The 16,161-nt window shown below is 70.5% G+C and carries 12 protein-coding genes; 7 read left to right on the forward strand and 5 right to left on the reverse strand.

All coding sequences use genetic code 11. The annotated features are described in order from the left end of the window. The first annotated feature begins 33 nt into the window (after nucleotides 1-33). Nucleotides 34-894, forward strand: coding sequence for an undecaprenyl-diphosphate phosphatase (locus ASH01_RS14355; protein WP_056776949.1), 861 nt, complete (start codon nucleotides 34-36; stop codon nucleotides 892-894). 60 nt (nucleotides 895-954) lie between these two features. Here ASH01_RS14355 and corA read toward each other — a convergent pair whose 3' ends face one another. Further along, nucleotides 955-1,956 carry a magnesium/cobalt transporter CorA gene (corA, locus tag ASH01_RS14360; RefSeq protein WP_056776952.1) on the reverse strand — a complete coding sequence of 334 codons (1,002 nt, stop codon included), beginning with the start codon at nucleotides 1,954-1,956 and terminating at the stop codon, nucleotides 955-957. A 91-nt stretch (nucleotides 1,957-2,047) separates the two neighbouring features. Here corA and ASH01_RS14365 point away from each other — a divergent pair, with 91 nt between their 5' ends. The 4 genes from ASH01_RS14365 (at nucleotide 2,048) to mshC (ending at nucleotide 5,470) form a co-directional block, all read left to right on the forward strand. After that, a complete protein-coding gene (locus ASH01_RS14365; protein WP_056777768.1) occupies nucleotides 2,048-2,779 on the forward strand; it encodes an MSMEG_4193 family putative phosphomutase in 732 nt (243 codons plus the stop codon). Between the two features lie 10 nt (nucleotides 2,780-2,789). After that, nucleotides 2,790-3,335 (forward strand): DUF3090 domain-containing protein, encoded by a 546-nt coding sequence (locus ASH01_RS14370; protein WP_056776955.1) that lies wholly within the window; start codon nucleotides 2,790-2,792, stop codon nucleotides 3,333-3,335. Continuing rightward, complete coding sequence (locus ASH01_RS14375) at nucleotides 3,319-4,128, forward strand: SCO1664 family protein (RefSeq protein ID WP_056776959.1); 810 nt, start codon at nucleotides 3,319-3,321, stop codon at nucleotides 4,126-4,128. The genes ASH01_RS14370 and ASH01_RS14375 overlap by 17 nt, the downstream gene beginning before the upstream one ends. A gap of 85 nt (nucleotides 4,129-4,213) precedes the next feature. Beyond that, nucleotides 4,214-5,470, forward strand: coding sequence for a cysteine--1-D-myo-inosityl 2-amino-2-deoxy-alpha-D-glucopyranoside ligase (gene mshC, locus ASH01_RS14380; RefSeq protein WP_082619845.1), 1,257 nt, complete (start codon nucleotides 4,214-4,216; stop codon nucleotides 5,468-5,470). A 243-nt stretch (nucleotides 5,471-5,713) separates the two neighbouring features. Here mshC and ASH01_RS14385 read toward each other — a convergent pair whose 3' ends face one another. Both ASH01_RS14385 and ASH01_RS14390 read right to left on the reverse strand, forming a co-directional pair. Then, nucleotides 5,714-8,695 carry a S8 family serine peptidase gene (locus ASH01_RS14385; protein WP_082619846.1) on the reverse strand — a complete coding sequence of 994 codons (2,982 nt, stop codon included), beginning with the start codon at nucleotides 8,693-8,695 and terminating at the stop codon, nucleotides 5,714-5,716. Nucleotides 8,696-9,072: 377 nt separating this feature from the next. Further along, nucleotides 9,073-9,927, reverse strand: a complete 855-nt coding sequence (locus ASH01_RS14390) for a PAC2 family protein (protein ID WP_056777770.1) — start codon at nucleotides 9,925-9,927, stop codon at nucleotides 9,073-9,075. Nucleotides 9,928-10,165: 238 nt separating this feature from the next. Between ASH01_RS14390 and metH the strand changes: the two genes are divergently transcribed. Both metH and ASH01_RS14400 read left to right on the forward strand, forming a co-directional pair. Continuing rightward, on the forward strand, nucleotides 10,166-13,948 hold the full coding sequence (gene metH, locus ASH01_RS14395) for a methionine synthase (protein WP_156415577.1): 3,783 nt from the start codon (nucleotides 10,166-10,168) through the stop codon (nucleotides 13,946-13,948). A gap of 4 nt (nucleotides 13,949-13,952) precedes the next feature. Continuing rightward, a complete protein-coding gene (locus ASH01_RS14400; RefSeq protein WP_082619848.1) occupies nucleotides 13,953-14,660 on the forward strand; it encodes an HAD family hydrolase in 708 nt (235 codons plus the stop codon). Here ASH01_RS14400 and ASH01_RS14405 read toward each other — a convergent pair. Both ASH01_RS14405 and ASH01_RS14410 read right to left on the reverse strand, forming a co-directional pair. Then, on the reverse strand, nucleotides 14,623-15,204 hold the full coding sequence (locus ASH01_RS14405; RefSeq protein ID WP_056776971.1) for a hypothetical protein: 582 nt from the start codon (nucleotides 15,202-15,204) through the stop codon (nucleotides 14,623-14,625). The genes ASH01_RS14400 and ASH01_RS14405 overlap by 38 nt on opposite strands. Next, the gene (locus ASH01_RS14410; protein WP_056776974.1) at nucleotides 15,201-16,004 is read right to left on the reverse strand and encodes a LysR substrate-binding domain-containing protein; all 804 of its coding nucleotides are present in this window, start codon (nucleotides 16,002-16,004) and stop codon (nucleotides 15,201-15,203) included. Before ASH01_RS14410 ends, ASH01_RS14405 begins: the two co-directional genes overlap by 4 nt. Nucleotides 16,005-16,161: the final 157 nt, after the last annotated feature.

The following is a 16,161-nucleotide window of genomic DNA, read 5'->3' on the forward strand; positions in this document are numbered from 1 at the left end:
CGTCCCTCCTGCGCAGAAGGCCCACCCTGACCCATGGCTGACCTCAGCTACCTCGACGCCATCATCCTCGGCGTCGTCGAAGGCCTCACCGAGTACCTTCCGATCTCCTCGACCGCCCACCTGACCATCACCGAGAAGCTCCTGGGGCTCGAGGTGAACGACCCCGCCGTGACGGCCTACACCGCCGTCATCCAGCTCGGCGCGATCGCGGCGACCCTCCTCTACTTCTTCCGCGACATCGTCCGCTTCGCGGTCGCCTGGTTCCGGGGCCTCACGTCCACGGGTGCGCGCAAGGATCCCGACTACGGCCTCGCGTGGGCCGTCGTCATCGGCTCGATCCCGGTCGGCATCGTCGGGTTCCTTGCGCGCGACCTCATCTCGGGCGCCCTGCGCAGCCTCTGGGTCGTGGCCGTCGCGCTGCTCCTGTGGAGCATCGCCATGGTCGTCGCGGAGCGGATCTACGCCGGCCACGAGGCCCGCGGCGAGATCCGGGGTGAGCACTCGGTGCGTCCCGTCGACGGCGTCGTCATCGGACTCGTCCAGTGCTTGTCGCTCATCCCCGGTGTCTCCCGCTCGGGCGCGACGATCTCCGCGGGTATCGCCCGCGGCATCGACCGCGTCACGGCCACCCGACTCAGCTTCTTCCTCGCGATCCCGGCACTGACGGCCGCGGGCCTCTTCCAGGCCGTGGAGGAGAAGGACGGCCTCTCGGCGCTGGGGGTCGGCCCCGTGGTCGTCGGGGTCGTCGTCGCCTTCGTCGTGGCCTACGCGACGATCGCCTGGCTGCTGCGCTTCGTCGCGAGCAACACCCTGCTGCCCTTCGTCTGGTACCGCATCGCGCTCGCCGTGGTGCTCGCCGGCGTCCTCGCGGGCGGTGTCATCACCGCGACCTGACGTCCCTCGCAGACCACGAACGGCCGACTTCCCCGCGGGGGAGACGGCCGTTCGCCGTCGCTAGAGCCAGCCCGAGCGCTTGAACGCGCGGTAGAGGCCGATGCACGCGGCCGCCATGACCCCGAGCACGAGGAAGTAGCCGTACTGGAACTCCCCGTGGCCGAGATGGACGCTCGCGGTCAGCTCGGGCATGTGCTCGAAGTTCATGCCGTAGATGCCGGCGATCATCGTGGGCACGGCTGCGATCGCGACCCAGGCAGAGATCCGGCGCATGTCCTCGTTCTGCTTGACCGAGACGCTCGCGAGATGGGCCGACAGCACGTCGGTCAGGAGGCGGTCGTAGGACTCGACGTGGTCGTTGACGAGGCGCAGGTGGTCGGCGACGTCACGGAAGAAGGGCAGCATCTCCTCCGTGAGGCCACGGCCCCGCGCGCGTTCCATGAACTGCGTCAGGGTGTCGGCCAGCGGCTGGCTGGCCCGGCGGAACTCGAGGACCTCGCGCTTGAGGCGGTAGATCGTGTTGGCGTCACCGCCGAGGTGGGAGGCAAACACCTGCTCCTCGATCTGCTCGAGGTCCCGGCGCACCTCCCGGTCGACGACGAGGTAGTTGTCGACGACGGAGTCCATGACGGCGTGGAGCACGGTCATGGCGCCGTGGCCGAGGCGCTCGGGCTCGGTCTCGAGGCGCTGGCGCACGCCGGCCAGCGGGTTGCCCTCACCATGCCGGACGGTCACGACGAAGCGGTCGCCGATGAAGAGCATGACCTCACCGGTCTCGATGTCGCTCGTCGCCTCGATGTAGCGCAGCGTCTTGAGGACGACGAACACCGACGACTCGTACTTCTCGATCTTGGCCCGCTGGTGTCCGTTGACCGCGTCCTCGACGGCGAGCGGGTGCAGGTGCAGCTCCTCGTTGACGAGGTCGAACTCCTGGTCGGTCGGGTCCTTGAGACCGATCCAGAGGAAGCCGTCCTGAGTGAGGCGCAGCACGTCGAGCTCATCGCTGAGGTCGCCGCAACCCTGCCGCCGGCCGTTGCGGTAGATGGCCTTGTCCACGATCACATCTCCTACTTCACCACGTCCGCTCGCCGACGTCTCGCAGGCTGGCGTATGCCGCCGGGCGAGGGTGCAGGGGCGGGCTAGGGTGGCGGTCGTGCCCACCGTCATCTTCGTGCGCCACGGGCGCTCCACCTCCAACACCGCCGGTACGCTCGCCGGCTGGATGCCCGGGGTCTTCCTCGACGAGACCGGAGAGGCGCAAGCCGCCTCCGTCGGCCAGCGGCTCGCCGCAGCAGAGCTGCCCGTCGTCGAGGTCGTCAGCTCACCGCTCGACCGGTGCGTGCAGACCGCCGACCTGCTGGCCGCCCCGCTCCCGGACCACGTGGCCCGCAGCATCCACGAGGGACTGGGGGAGTGCCGCTACGGCGCGTGGACCGGGCGACCCATCGCGGAGCTCGCCAAGGAGGAGCTCTGGAAGGTCGTGCAGGACCGACCGAGCGAGGCGCGCTTCCCCGACTCGGCGGCATACCCCGCCGAGTCCATGGTGGAGATGCAGGACCGGGCGCTGCGCGCGGTCCGGGAGATCGACGCACGCATCCTCGAGACGCACGGCAAGGACGCGGTCTGGGTCGCGGTGTCGCACGGTGACGTCATCAAGTCGATCCTGTCGCACGCCACCGGCGCCCACCTCGACGACTTCCAGCGGATCAACGTCGACCCGGCCTCGGTGAGCGTCGTGCGCTACACGAGCCGCAAGCCGTTCGTGCTGCGGCTCAACGACGTCGGGGGCGACCTGACGGGGCTGCGACCGCCCGAGAAGCCGGCCGCCGAGGAGGGCGACGCCGTCGTGGGCGGGGGCGCCGGGACACCCGGAAGTGTCGGATAGGGTCGAGCGCATGACGGTCCAGGACTTCGATCCCGCTGACCGGTTCGTCGCCGGGACGGTCGGCCCGGCCGGCCAGCGGGCCTTCTACCTCCAGGCGAGCACCGGCCCCCTCGTCGTCACCGTCGGCGTCGAGAAGCAGCAGGTCTCGATCCTCGCCGACCGCGTCAACGACGTGCTCGACCAGCTCGCGCCCGCCGCTGCCGTCGAGCCGGGCGAGCCCGGTGGGGCGCCCGAGGACACCGACCCGCTGCAGACGCCGTTCGACGAGGACTGGCACGTGCAGACCCTCTCCCTCGCCTGGGACGAGGAGGCGCAGAAGGTCGTCATCGAGTGCCACGACCACGACCCCGACGAGGTCGACGAGGACGCCGACGACGAGGTGGGTCCGCTCGGGCGCAACTCGATCCGGGTCGCCCTGACGCCGGCCGAGGCCCGCGCCTTCGCACGGCGCAGCAACGCGCTCGTCGCTGCCGGCCGCCCGCCGTGCCCGTTCTGCGGCAGCCCGCTCGATCCCACGGGCCACATCTGCCCGCGGGCCAATGGCTACAAGCGCTGACGGCACCCCGCCGTCGGTCGACCTGACCGGCGAGCTCGAGGTCCTCGGGCGCATCACCGAGTCCTCGAACCTCGCTGTCGTCGCCCGCATCGCGAGCGTCCCCGGCGGTCACGTCATCTACAAGCCGGTCCGGGGCGAGCGACCGCTGTGGGACTTCCCCGACGGCACGCTGGCCGGCCGGGAGGTGGCGGCGCAGGTGGTCTCGGAGCTCGGCGGCTGGCACGTCGTGCCCTCGACCGTGCTGCGCGACGGCCCGCTCGGTCCCGGTTCGGTGCAGCTGTGGATCGGTGACCCGTTCGACCCCGTCGACGACGACGTCGTCGTGGACCTCGTGCCCGAGGGGCGCACACCCGACGGCTGGCACGCGGTCTTCGACGGCGAGACACCCGGCGGCTCGGCCGTGACCGTCGTGCACTCGGGCGCCGACGACGTGCGGTCCCTCGCCGTGCTCGACGCCGCCCTCAACAACTCCGACCGCAAGGGCTCGCACTGCCTCCGGGACCGGGAGGGACGCCTCTGGGCCATCGACCACGGCGTGACGTTCTCGCCGACCCCGAAGCTGCGCACGGTGCTGTGGGGGTGGGCCGGGGAGCCGATCGTCGAGGACGACCTCTTGCGCCTGAAGCGCCTGCGGGACGCGCTCGCCGAGGACGAGCCGCGGCAGCGGCTCCTCGCGCTGCTCCCGGAGGACGACGTGGACGCCCTGGCCCAGCGCGTCCGGCGGCTCCTCGACCGCGGCGTGCACCCCTTTCCCAGCCCAGACTGGCCCTCGGTCCCGTGGCCGCCGCTGTGAGGTGCGCGCGTCGCCGTGCGCGTGGTCGACCGCGCCGCGTCCGACCGGTCCCGACGGGTCACGCGCGCCGGGATAGAGTCTGCGCGTGAGAAGTTGGCCGATGCCGTTCGTCCCCAAGGTTCCCGGCAGTGCACCCGAGGTGCGAGTCCGCGACACGGCATCCGGAGAGCTCGTGCCCGCCGCCCGCGGTGACCTCGTCACCCTCTACGTCTGCGGCATCACGCCCTACGACGCCACCCACATGGGTCACGCGGCGACCTACGTCACCTTCGACCTGCTCGGTCGGGTCCTGCGCGACAGCGGGCACGCGGTGCGCTACGTCCAGAACATCACCGACATCGACGACCCGCTGCTCGAGCGGGCCGAGCGCGACGGCGTCGACTGGCGAGACCTCGCGACCCGCGAGATCGCGCTCTTCCGCGAGGACATGACCGCCCTGGCCGTCATCCCGCCCGACGAGTACCTCGGCGCCGTCGAGAGCATCCCCACCTTCGTCGGTCCCATCGAGAAGCTCGTCGCCGACGGCTGGGCGTATGCCGTGCCGGCGCCGGACGCCTCACGCGAGGGTGCGCAGGACCACTACTTCGACGTGGCCCGCGACCCTCGCTTCGGCTCGGTCAGCCACCTCGACGAGGCCGGCATGATGGAGGTCTTCGCGGAGCGCGGCGGCGACCCCGACCGTGAAGGCAAACGCAACCGCCTCGATGCCCTGCTGTGGCGCGCGCACCGCGAGGGCGAGCCCGAGTGGGACGGCGGCAGCCTCGGCTCCGGTCGTCCCGGGTGGCACATCGAGTGCGCCTGCATCGCGCTCGACCACCTCGGCATCCCCGTCGACGTCCAGGGTGGCGGCACGGACCTCGTCTTCCCGCACCACGAGATGAGCTCGGCGCACGGTCGTGCGCTCAGCGGCTCCGAGTCGTTCGCCGGGTCCTTCGTGCACCAGGGGATGGTGGGCCTCGACGGCGAGAAGATGAGCAAGAGCAAGGGCAACCTCGTCCTCGTCTCACAGCTGCGTCGCGACGGGGTCGACCCGATGGCGATCCGGCTGGCGCTGCTCGCCCGCCACCACGCGCACGACTGGATGTGGACCGACGGCCAGCTCGTCGAGGCGCAGCAACGGCTCGCCACGTGGCGCGAGGCGCTGTCGGGCAACGGCGGACCCGTCGCCGACCAGACGGTCGACGACATCCGGGCGGCCCTCGCCGACGACCTCGACAGCCCAAGGGCCCTCGAGGCCGTCGACCGCTGGGCCAGCCAGTCGCTGACCCGCGGGGGCGACGACCCGGGTGCTCCCGGTGTGCTCGGACGCGCGCTGGATGCGCTTCTCGGCGTGCGTCTCTGACCATCGTCTCCGATGGTCGAGCCGCAAGGTCAAGAGCGTGCCCCCGTGTGGGTGCCTCATCCCGTAGTCGACTTCATGAGCCTCATGATGATGCCTGCTGGAATCCGGGCTAGGCCAACTATTTCTCCTCGAACCGCATCCTGTCATCGGCACGAACGCGCGGATCGCGGCATTGGTACGGCGCGTCGTCCTGCAGGGGCCCCGGTCGCAAAGCGACCGGGGCCCCAGTGGGTCCACTTCAGGTCAGGCGAGGACCTTGTAGGTGACGACCAGACGGACGTAGCTGATGTCGTAGTCGTTGTCGTAGTAGCGGTTGGGGACGTACACCGTGGTCTCCACCACACGGGACGAGTTCACGACTCCTGCGGGCGCGACCGACCCCAGGGTGCGCCACGCGATCGTGGGGCTGGTGTAGATCTCGGGCGTGAACGCGTAGCTGCTCGTCCCCCACTTCGTGAACCCCGACGCGAGCTTCGAGGTGTCCATCGAGAAGCCGTAGCTCTGCAGCTTCAGCGAGCTGTAGCTGACGGCCGCCGGCAGCGTGAACCGGTAAACCCCGCCAGCAATCTCCAACCCGTAGTAGGAGTCGCACGTGTTGGCCAGCCACAGCCCGTACGGGTAGAAGTAGGAGGAGCCCAGGCTCGTCCAAGCACAGGAGTCGTCACTTCCCCCGGCGGAGTAGAACTGGCTGCCTCGCTTGTCCAACGTCGCGGTCTTGGTCACGAGCCGCTTGCTGCTGACCACGACGGAGTACTTCGCCGTGCTGCGGCGGTTACCGGCAGCGTCCTGCGCAGTCAGCGTCCAGTAGAAGGTGCCGGCACCGACCAGGGAACCTGCCGTGTTCCGGCCGTTCCAGGTGATGCTGGCCCGGCCGGCGGCGCGGTTGCCCGTCATCGACCGGACGACGCTGCCTCCGCCGGTGCGCACGGTCAGGGTGACCGTTGCGGATTCACTGAGGGTGAGGGCGGGAGAGAACGTGTCCCTGTAGGTGTCGGGGTAGGGGTAGAAACCAGTCCCGTTTCCCGTGATGGAACTCATCGTCGGGGCGACCTGGTCGACGCGGACACTGATGGCGGCAGCGCCCCGCAAGGTTCCCGCGTTCGTCGCCCGGCTCGTGACAAGCTCGACACGGTAGGTGCCGCTCGTGACGCGGGCAGCGCTGTTCGTCAGTCCGTTCCAGACGAAGGAGCGTGTGCCCGCGCTTAGCGTGCCCAGACTGGAAGGTCCGCGCACGACCGTGCCGGCGGAGTTGCGAACCTGCCACTTCACCGCTTCGGTGTCGGGAAGGTAGTAGGTCAGCTTCGTCGTGTCGGACCTGCCGTCACCGTTCGGGCTGAACACACTGGGACTGAGGGCTGTGAACTTCGGGTGCAGCGACTGGTTTCGGAAGGACACCGCAGCCGACGCCGGCCCGGCGCATACCGTCGCAGTCGAGCAGCTGACCGCGGTGACGGTGTGAGTGCCGTCCGCCAAGGCGCTGACCTCGAACGTGAACGCGAACGGTGCGCTGGTGTCAACGCCGCGACGCACCCCGTCGATGAAGAAGCCGACGGCGCCGCCGGGAGCGGTCGCGGTGAACGCGGCCGAACCCGACACCAGCTGCGAGGGCAGAGGTGAGGTGATGACGGGGGCAGCGTTCGTGACGGTCACCCCGACCTGGGCACCATCGGAGGCGCAGAGGGTGGTGAGGCTGCAGTCCACGGCCCGAAGGGTGTGGCTGCCGTTGCCCAGACCCCACGTCGACCACGTGGTCCTGGCTGTTCCGGTTGCGCTGTCGGTGGTGACGGCCGACCCGAGCGGCGTGCCATCGACGTAGAAGCGAACCTTCGGCGCGGTCGAGGCGGCCGTCACTGTCACCGAGCCGTTCACCGATGACCCGTCAGTCGGGCTGGTGATGGCCGGGACAGAGTTGGGCGTGAAGCCATCGAGAGCGGCCTTGAAGTCCACCTGTCCCGTGCCGAGGCCCAGGCCGACGTATCCGTGCGCCGTGCCGACGATGGCTGCTCGCACGTCAGCGGCCTTCGCGGTGCGGCTGCGCGAGAACAGCAGGGCGGCTTCGGCAGCGACCAGCGGCGTCGAGAACGAGGTGCCGTCGCTCGTGTCGTAGTCCGGCTGGAAGAACGTGCTTCCAGCGACTGGGGACGTGCTCCGGATTCCCGTGCCGGGCGCAGCCACGCTCACCCACGACCCATACTGCGAGAACGGCGCCCGGTTGCCACCCGCATCGGTAGCGCCGACTGCGACCACGTTCGGATAGGCGGCCGGATACTGCGGCGTGGTGGTGCCGTCATTCCCGGCAGCGGCGACCACGAGGGCGCCCTTGCTGACGGCGTATGCGACGGCGTCGGATTCCACCTGGTCCGGAGTGTCACCGGACAGACTCAGGTTGATGACGTTCGCGCCGTGGTCAGCGGCCCAGATGATGCCAGCAGCCTCAGCGTCGCCCCACACCTGCCCATACGGGTCGGCAACCTTCACGGCCAGGACGCTGGCACCCATGGAGGCGCCGGCGACACCAACGCCGTTGTCCCCGGTGGCGGCGGCGATCCCGGCGACGAAGGTGCCGTGGCCGATCTCGTCGGAAACGTCACTGGTCTGGTCGACCGCGTTGTACGAGCTGGCAACCCGCCCCGTCAAGTCCGGGTGGGAAACGTCCACGCCGCTGTCAACCACGGCGATACGCACGTCGGCGCTTCCGCGCTGTACGTCCCACCCGCCCGGAGCGGCGACGGCGTCGAGATAGGGCGCAGTCACTGCGTACTGCTCGTCGTTCGGCACGAACGACAGGGTTCGGCGCTGCACGACGTCCACTCGGGCGACGTCGCGACGCTGCCGCAGCTGACTGACGAGCCCGTCCGCGCGGTCCTTGGCAACCTCGAGCGAGACGGTCCCGAGCTGGGTCAGGGCGCGGCGCTGAACACCTCCCAAGGCCTTGGCCGACTGCGTCACGTCGCGCAGCGAGCTCAGTGACCTCGACCCGGACCGCATCTTCACCGACACCACCACCCGGCCGGGGTCCGCCTGAACGGCCAGCGCGCCGAGACGGGACCTTCCCGCGGACCCGGCCACCGTCTTCTGCCCCGAAGAGGCGACAGCATGCTTCTGCTCCAGCTGCTCCTTCTTGCTGCTGAGCGAGCCACCTTCATCCGCGGCGAACGCGGACGCCGGAGCGGCCAGCGCAAAAGCGACAACGGCAGCTACAACACATCGGCGCCTAGCGCCCATAGACAACCCCCTGCATGAACCGCGGGACCAACAAGATCAGACCGCGGGGATGTTCCCGCGCCAATCGCAGCGGGCGAGGGGCAACGTATCGACAAAGCCGGACACTCACGGGCGAAACGTTCAAATGTGGTGTGACGGCGCAAACCGGGACCGGCGAGAGCGTTCGCCCATCACCAGAGCCGGATGCGCACAACCATCGGCAGTCCGCCCAGCAAGCCTCACAGGCGATCCCGTAGAACTCCCCGGACTCCCTAGAGCTCCCAGGACTGAAGGGCGAGGCCTGCAGGCCAGAGGTCCCTCGGACGCGAGCACCGGGCAGTCGAGGGGCCGGGCGGCATACGCGCTCCGGCTGGCGACGGCTGCGCGGGGGGGAAGGGTCAGCGCCCGGTCTGGTCGTCGTCGCGCCCGCGGAGGTAGCGCTCGAACTCGCGCGCGATCGCGTCGCCGCTCGCCTCGGGCAGCTCGGCGGTGTCCTGCGCCTCCTCGAGGGACTGGACGTACTCGGCGACCTCCTCGTCGGACTGCGCGAGCTCGTCGACGCCGCGCTCCCACGCCCGGGCGTTCTCCTCGAGCTCGCCGTGCGGCACGGTGATGCCGAGGAGCGACTCGATGCGGCGCAGCAGGCTGAGGCTCGCCTTGGGTGACGGGGCGCCACCGGCGTAGTGCGGCACCGCGGCCCACGCGGAGACCGTCGGGATGCCCGCGTCGGAGGCCGCGTGGGTCAGCACGCCGACGATGCCGGTGGGGCCCTCGTAGCGCGAGGCCTCGACGTCGAAGCGGTGGATCGCCGCCTCGTCCTCGGCCGTGGCCGTGACCGGGATCGGTCGCGTGTGCGGCACGTCGGCGAGCAGGGCTCCGACGGTGACGATCGTCGTGACGCCGAGCTGGTCGGCGAGCTCGAGCAGCTCGATCGAGAAGGCCCGCCAGCGCATGGACGGCTCGATGCCCTGCACGAGCACGACGTCCCGGTCGAAGCCGGTCTCGGTCGCGACGAGGATGCGCGTCGTGGGCCAGGCCAGCATGCGCCGACCCTCCTCGAGCGACACGCGGGGGCGGTTGACCTGGAAGTCGTAGTAGTCCTCGGGGTCGAAGGCCGCGACGACCTCCGCGTCCCAGACCTCCGCGAGGTGGCGGACCGCGCTCGTGGCGGCCTCGCCGGCGTCGTTCCAGCCCTCGAAGGCCGCGATGAGCACCGGATCGGTCAGCTCCGGCACATCCTCGAACTCCAGCACCATGTCTCCTTCACCGTGGGCGCGCTCGCGTCCACACCTCCAGCCTAGGACCTGGCGCCACCGATGCGCCGGAGTCCCGCCGGCGGGCGCGCCCCACGCGTGAGGCCGGACGGGGTATGCCGTGCGCTGGCGTCGCGTGACCGCAGTGCGGGCGGCGACGCGCCGGACACGGCAGGTCCGTAGAATCGGGCCGGTCCCGTCACTCGGCACGAAACCCGTGCCGCCGAGAGGAGCCACGTTGTCCCAGTCGCAGCAGCGACCCGACGCCACCGAGAGCCTGACCGCCACCCTCGGTCAGCGCATCATGATCCTCGACGGCGCCATGGGCACGGCCATCCAGCGCGACCGGCCCGACGAGGCCGGCTATCGCGGGGAGCGCTTCGCGGACTGGCCGAGCGACGTCCAGGGCAACAACGACCTCCTGACGCTGACTGCGCCAGAGATCATCGCCGGGATCCACCGCGAGTACCTCGAGGCCGGCGCCGACATCATCGAGACGAACACCTTCAACGCCAACGCGATCTCGCTGTCCGACTACGGCATGGAGGAGCTCGCCTACGAGCTGAACTTCGAGGCCGCCGCGCTGGCCCGCCGCGAAGCCGACGCGATGACGGAGCGCGAGCCCGACCGGCCGCGCTACGTCGCAGGGGCGCTCGGGCCGACGACGCGTACGGCCTCGATCTCACCCGACGTCAACGACCCCGGTGCGCGCAACGTCTCCTACGACCAGCTCGTCGCGGCCTACCTCGAGGCGGCCCGCGGGCTCGTCGACGGCGGCAGCGACCTCATCTTCATCGAGACGATCTTCGACACGCTCAACGCCAAGGCTGCGATCTTCGCCGTCGAGACGCTCTTCGAGGAGCAGGGTCGCCGCTGGCCGGTCGTCGTCTCCGGCACCATCACCGACGCGTCCGGGCGCACCCTGTCCGGCCAGGTGACCGAGGCGTTCTGGGACTCGATCCGGCACGTGTCACCGCTCGCCGTCGGGCTCAACTGCGCCCTCGGTGCCAAGGAGATGCGCCCCTACATCGCCGAGATGGCCCGTCTGGCTGACTCGTTCGTCTCGTGCTACCCCAACGCCGGTCTGCCCAACGCCTTCGGCGAGTACGACGAGGCGCCCGACGAGACCGCGGGCATCGTCGGCGAGTTCGCCGAGGCGGGTCTCGTCAACCTCGTCGGCGGCTGCTGCGGGACGACCCCCGACCACATCGCAGCCATCGCGCGGGCCGTCGACGGCAAGCCCGTCCGCGAGCTCGCGACGAACGCTCCCGCGATGCGGCTGTCCGGGCTCGAGCCGTTCACCATCACCGACGACAGCCTCTTCGTCAACGTCGGAGAGCGCACCAACATCACCGGCTCGGCTCGCTTCCGCACGCTCATCAAGGACGGCGACTACGACACCGCCCTGTCCGTGGCCGCGCAGCAGGTCGAGAACGGCGCCCAGGTCATCGACGTCAACATGGACGAGGGGATGATCGACGGTGTCGCGGCCATGGACCGCTTCCTCAAGCTCGTCGCGAGCGAGCCCGACATCAGCCGCGTGCCCGTCATGGTCGACTCCTCGAAGTGGGAGGTCATCGAGGCCGGGCTCAAGTGCGTGCAGGGCAAGGCGATCGTCAACTCGATCTCCCTCAAGGAAGGCGAGGAACCCTTCCTCCGGCAGGCCCGGCTCGTGCGCAAGTACGGCGCCGCCGCGGTCGTCATGGCCTTCGACGAGGACGGCCAGGCCGACTCGCTCGAGCGCCGCCAGCAGATCTGTTCGCGCGCCTACCGCCTGCTCACCGATGAGGTCGGCTTCCCGGCCGAGGACATCATCTTCGACCCCAACGTCTTCGCCGTCGCCACCGGCATCGAGGAGCACGCCTCGTACGGCCTCGACTTCATCGAGGCGACGCGCTGGATCAAGGAGAACCTCCCCGGGGCCAAGGTGTCCGGTGGCATCTCCAACGTGTCGTTCAGCTTCCGCGGCAACAATCCCGTGCGCGAGGCGATCCACGCCGTCTTCCTCTACCACGCGATCGCCGCAGGCCTCGACATGGGCATCGTCAACGCGGGCGCCCTGGCGGTCTACGACGAGGTCGACGCGGAGCTGCGTGACCGTATCGAGGACGTCGTGCTCAACCGGCGCCCCGACGCCGCGGAGCGGTTGCTCGAGATCGCGGAGGAGTACAACAAGGTCGGTCAGGCGGTGGAGGTCAGCGAGGAGGAGTGGCGCGCCCTGCCGCTGGGCGAGCGCATCACGCACGCGCTCGTCAAGGGCATCGACGCGCACGTCGAGGCTGACACCGAGCTGCTCCGCGCCGAGATCGCCGAGCGCGGCGGCCGGCCCATCGAGGTGATCGAGGGTCCGCTCATGGACGGCATGAACGTCGTCGGAGACCTCTTCGGCGCCGGCAAGATGTTCCTCCCGCAGGTCGTCAAGAGCGCGCGCGTCATGAAGAAGGCCGTCGCCTACCTCATCCCGTTCATCGAGCAGGAGAAGATCGACGACCCCTCCCTGGCGACGCAGAAGGACACCAACGGCACGATCGTCATGGCCACGGTCAAGGGCGACGTCCACGACATCGGCAAGAACATCGTCGGGGTCGTGCTCCAGTGCAACAACTACGAGGTCATCGACCTGGGCGTCATGGTCCCGGCGCAGAAGATCCTCGACGCGGCGCGCGAGCACGACGCCGACATCATCGGGCTCTCGGGGCTCATCACGCCCTCGCTCGACGAGATGGTCGGCTTCGCCGCCGAGATGCAGCGCCAGGGCCTGACCATCCCGCTCCTCATCGGTGGCGCGACGACCTCGCGCGCCCACACGGCGGTCAAGGTCGACCAGAAGTACGACGGTCCGGTCGTCTGGGTCAAGGACGCCTCGCGCTCGGTGCCGACCGCCGCGGCCCTGCTCAGCGACGAGCTGCGGCCCACCCTCATGGCCAAGGTCAAGGAGGACTACGACTCGCTGCGGGCCCGTCACGCGGGCAAGGCGGACCGGCCGCTGCTCGCGCTCGAGGACGCCCGGTCGCGACGCACGCCGGTCGACTGGTCCGGCTACCGTCCGCCGCACCCGCACCTGCTGCTCCAGCAGGACCACGACGTCTCCTCGATCACCCGCTCGCACCGGATCTCGCAGCACGTCAAGGTGTTCCGCAGCTATCCCCTCGGTGAGCTGCGTCGCTACATCGACTGGCAGCCGTTCTTCAACGCGTGGGAGATGAAGGGCAGCTTCCCCGACATCCTCAACAACCCGGCCAGCGGCCAGGCCGCGCGCAAGCTCTACGACGACGCGCAGGCCATGCTCGACCAGCTCATCGCGGAGCGGTGGCTGACCGCCAACGGCGTCATCGGCTTCTTCCCGGCCAACTCCGTGGGCGACGACGTCGAGGTCTACCTCGACGACGCCCGCACCGAGCCCCTCGCCGTGCTGCACCACCTGCGCCAGCAGGGGGACCACCGCGCCGGTGTGCCCAATCGCTCGCTCGCCGACTACGTCGCCCCGAAGGGGACGCAGGACTGGGTCGGTGGCTTCGCGGTCACGGCCGGTCTCGGCGGCGCCGGGCGGGTCGCGGCGTTCCGGGCCGACCTCGACGACTACAACGCGATCCTGCTCGAGTCGCTCGCCGACCGCCTCGCCGAGGCGTTCGCCGAGCGCATGCACGAGCGGGTCCGCAAGGAGTTCTGGGGCTACGCGCCCGACGAGCACCTCGACAACGTCGCGCTCATCAAGGAGCAGTACGCCGGCATCCGCCCGGCGCCCGGTTATCCCGCCTGCCCCGAGCACACCGAGAAGGAGACGCTCTGGCGCCTGCTCGACGTGGAGGCCAACACGGGCATGACCCTGACGGAGAGCATGGCCATGGCGCCCGGCGCCTCGGTCTCTGGCTGGTACTTCTCGCACCCGCAGTCGCAGTACTTCGTCGTGGGCCGGCTCGGCCGCGACCAGGTGCAGGACTACGCCGACCGCAAGGGATGGACGCTGGCCGAGGCCGAGCGCTGGCTGTCCGCGAACCTCGCCTACGACCCGGAGGACTGACCCGGTGACCCTCTCGCACACCGCCGACCCCGACCGCACGGTGCCGGCCCTGCCGGCGGCCGTCCTGTGGGACATGGACGGCACCCTCGTCGACACCGAGCCCTACTGGATCCAGGCGGAGCACGAGCTCGTCGCGGCCCACGGGGGTGTCTGGAACGACGAGTTCGCTCACCAGCTCGTCGGCAACGCACTCGAGGTCTCGGCACAGCTGATCATCGACCAGTCGGGGATCTCGCTGACGGTGCCCGAGATCATCGATGCCCTGCTCGAGCGGGTCATCGCCCAGGTCGAGCGGCGCGTCCCGTGGCGTCCCGGAGCGCGTGAGCTGCTGCTCGAGCTCGGCGACCTCGGGGTGCCGTCCCTGCTCGTGACGATGTCGTGGCGCTCGCTCGCCGACACGGTCGTGAGGCGCCTGCCGGAGGGCGCCTTCGACCACCTCGTGACCGGGGACGAGGTCAGCCACGGCAAGCCGCACCCGGAGCCCTACCTCGCGGCGGCCCGCCTCGTCGGGGCCGACCCGGCGGACTGCATCGCCATCGAGGACTCGCCTGCCGGGGTGCGGTCCGCGACCGCCGCCGGGGTGCCGACGATCGCCATCCCGCACGTCGTGCCCGTGCCCGCGATCGACGGTGCCGTCCATCTCGACACGCTCGCCGGGGTCGGTGCGGCCGACCTCACGACGATCGTGTCGCGCCTGCGCTCTCCTCGCTGAGGCGCGCCAGCGTCCGCAGCTGACGCCGCATCATCACGAGGTCGCCCCAGGCGAGAGCGGTCGACCGCGCCCGCGAGAGGGCCGACTCGGCCCGGGGGAGTGCGATGTCGCCGCGCAAGGTCGTCCTGGCCTCCGGCCCGCCTGGGAGCGGGACCGTCTGGTAGACGAGCGGCAGCCGCCCGAAGAGGCGTATGCCGGTCGGCGCGGTGATCTCGAGGGCGAGCAGGTCGTCAGGCACCCAGTCGACGAGGGTGAAGATCGTCGCGAAGCGCTGCCCGACGGCGAGGCTCTCCAGTCCGGGCGTCAGGGCGCGTGGGCTCCGGCGCCCGAGGTTGTCGACGAGGTCGTAGCTGTAGGGCGCGACGCGCAGCTGGCAGAGCCAACGGAAGACGACCGCGGGCTCGGCACGGACCGTCACCGCACGGCTGACGACGGGACCGGCATGGCCCACCAGGTGGCCCGGGAGGGCTGATGCGCCGAACTCGCCCCAGCGCCAAGGGAGCCCGTCGCGCTCCGCGGGTCCGCGGACGGAGCCGGTGCTCACCGGCGGCCCTTGCGCTTCGGGACACCTCCACGCGGCGCGCCCTTGCGCCCGGTCTGCTGGGCGCGCCGGGAAGTGCCGTGGGCGCGGGACGTGGCCGAGCTCTTGGCGGTCTTCGAGGTCTTGGCGGGCTTGGCGTGTCCGCGCTGCTCGGTCGGCCCGTCCGAGCCGGACGGCGAGGCCGCGTCGGACGGCCCGCCACGGGTGCTGCGCTCCGTGCGGCCGCGGACGATGCCGATGAAGTCCTCGATGCGCGGGTCGTCGTCGTCGACCCTCCAGGCAAGGCCGACCCGTGAGGGTGCGACCCCGGTCACGGGGCGGTGGACGACGTCCTTGCGGTGGTGCAGGCGGGCGACCGACATCGGCACGACGACGATCCCGGAGCCGGTGGCCACCACGGACACCGCCTGCTTCGTCGTCATGGGCGGCATGGCTGTGGCCCGGTCTCGGGTCTCTGGCGTCGCGACGGCCGTCCACTCGGGGACGAGCGCGGGGTCCTGCATGAGGACCTCCTCGCCGAGGTCGGCGACGTCGACCTCATCGAACGCGGCGATGACGTGCTCCTTGGCCACGACGACGACCGGGACCTCCTCGTAGAGGGGGATGACGTGCAGACCGTCGCGGTCGACCGGCAGCCTCAGGAGGACCATGGACGATGTCCCGTCGCGCAGGTGGGCCAGGGCATCGGCGTCCTCGACGGGTGCCGCCTCGAGGGGAGAGTCCGGCAGGCGCTGGCCCCACACGCGCAGCCACTTGTCCGGCGTCACGCCGGGCACGAACTCGACGCGGAACGGATCCGTCATGGTGTGCCTTCGCGGTCGGGGCAGGTCGCTCCCGAGGCTAGTCCACGTGGACATGTCGCCCGACGTGCGGAGGGGACACCGCCGGACGCCGTGCGACACCCGTGGCGGGCCACGGGCCGGGGACAGGCCGGGCGAGAGCGGGCAGGCGTGGTCGGGC

The organism is Terrabacter sp. Soil811 (genome assembly GCF_001429655.1).
Taxonomy (GTDB): Bacteria; Actinomycetota; Actinomycetes; order Actinomycetales; family Dermatophilaceae; genus Terrabacter.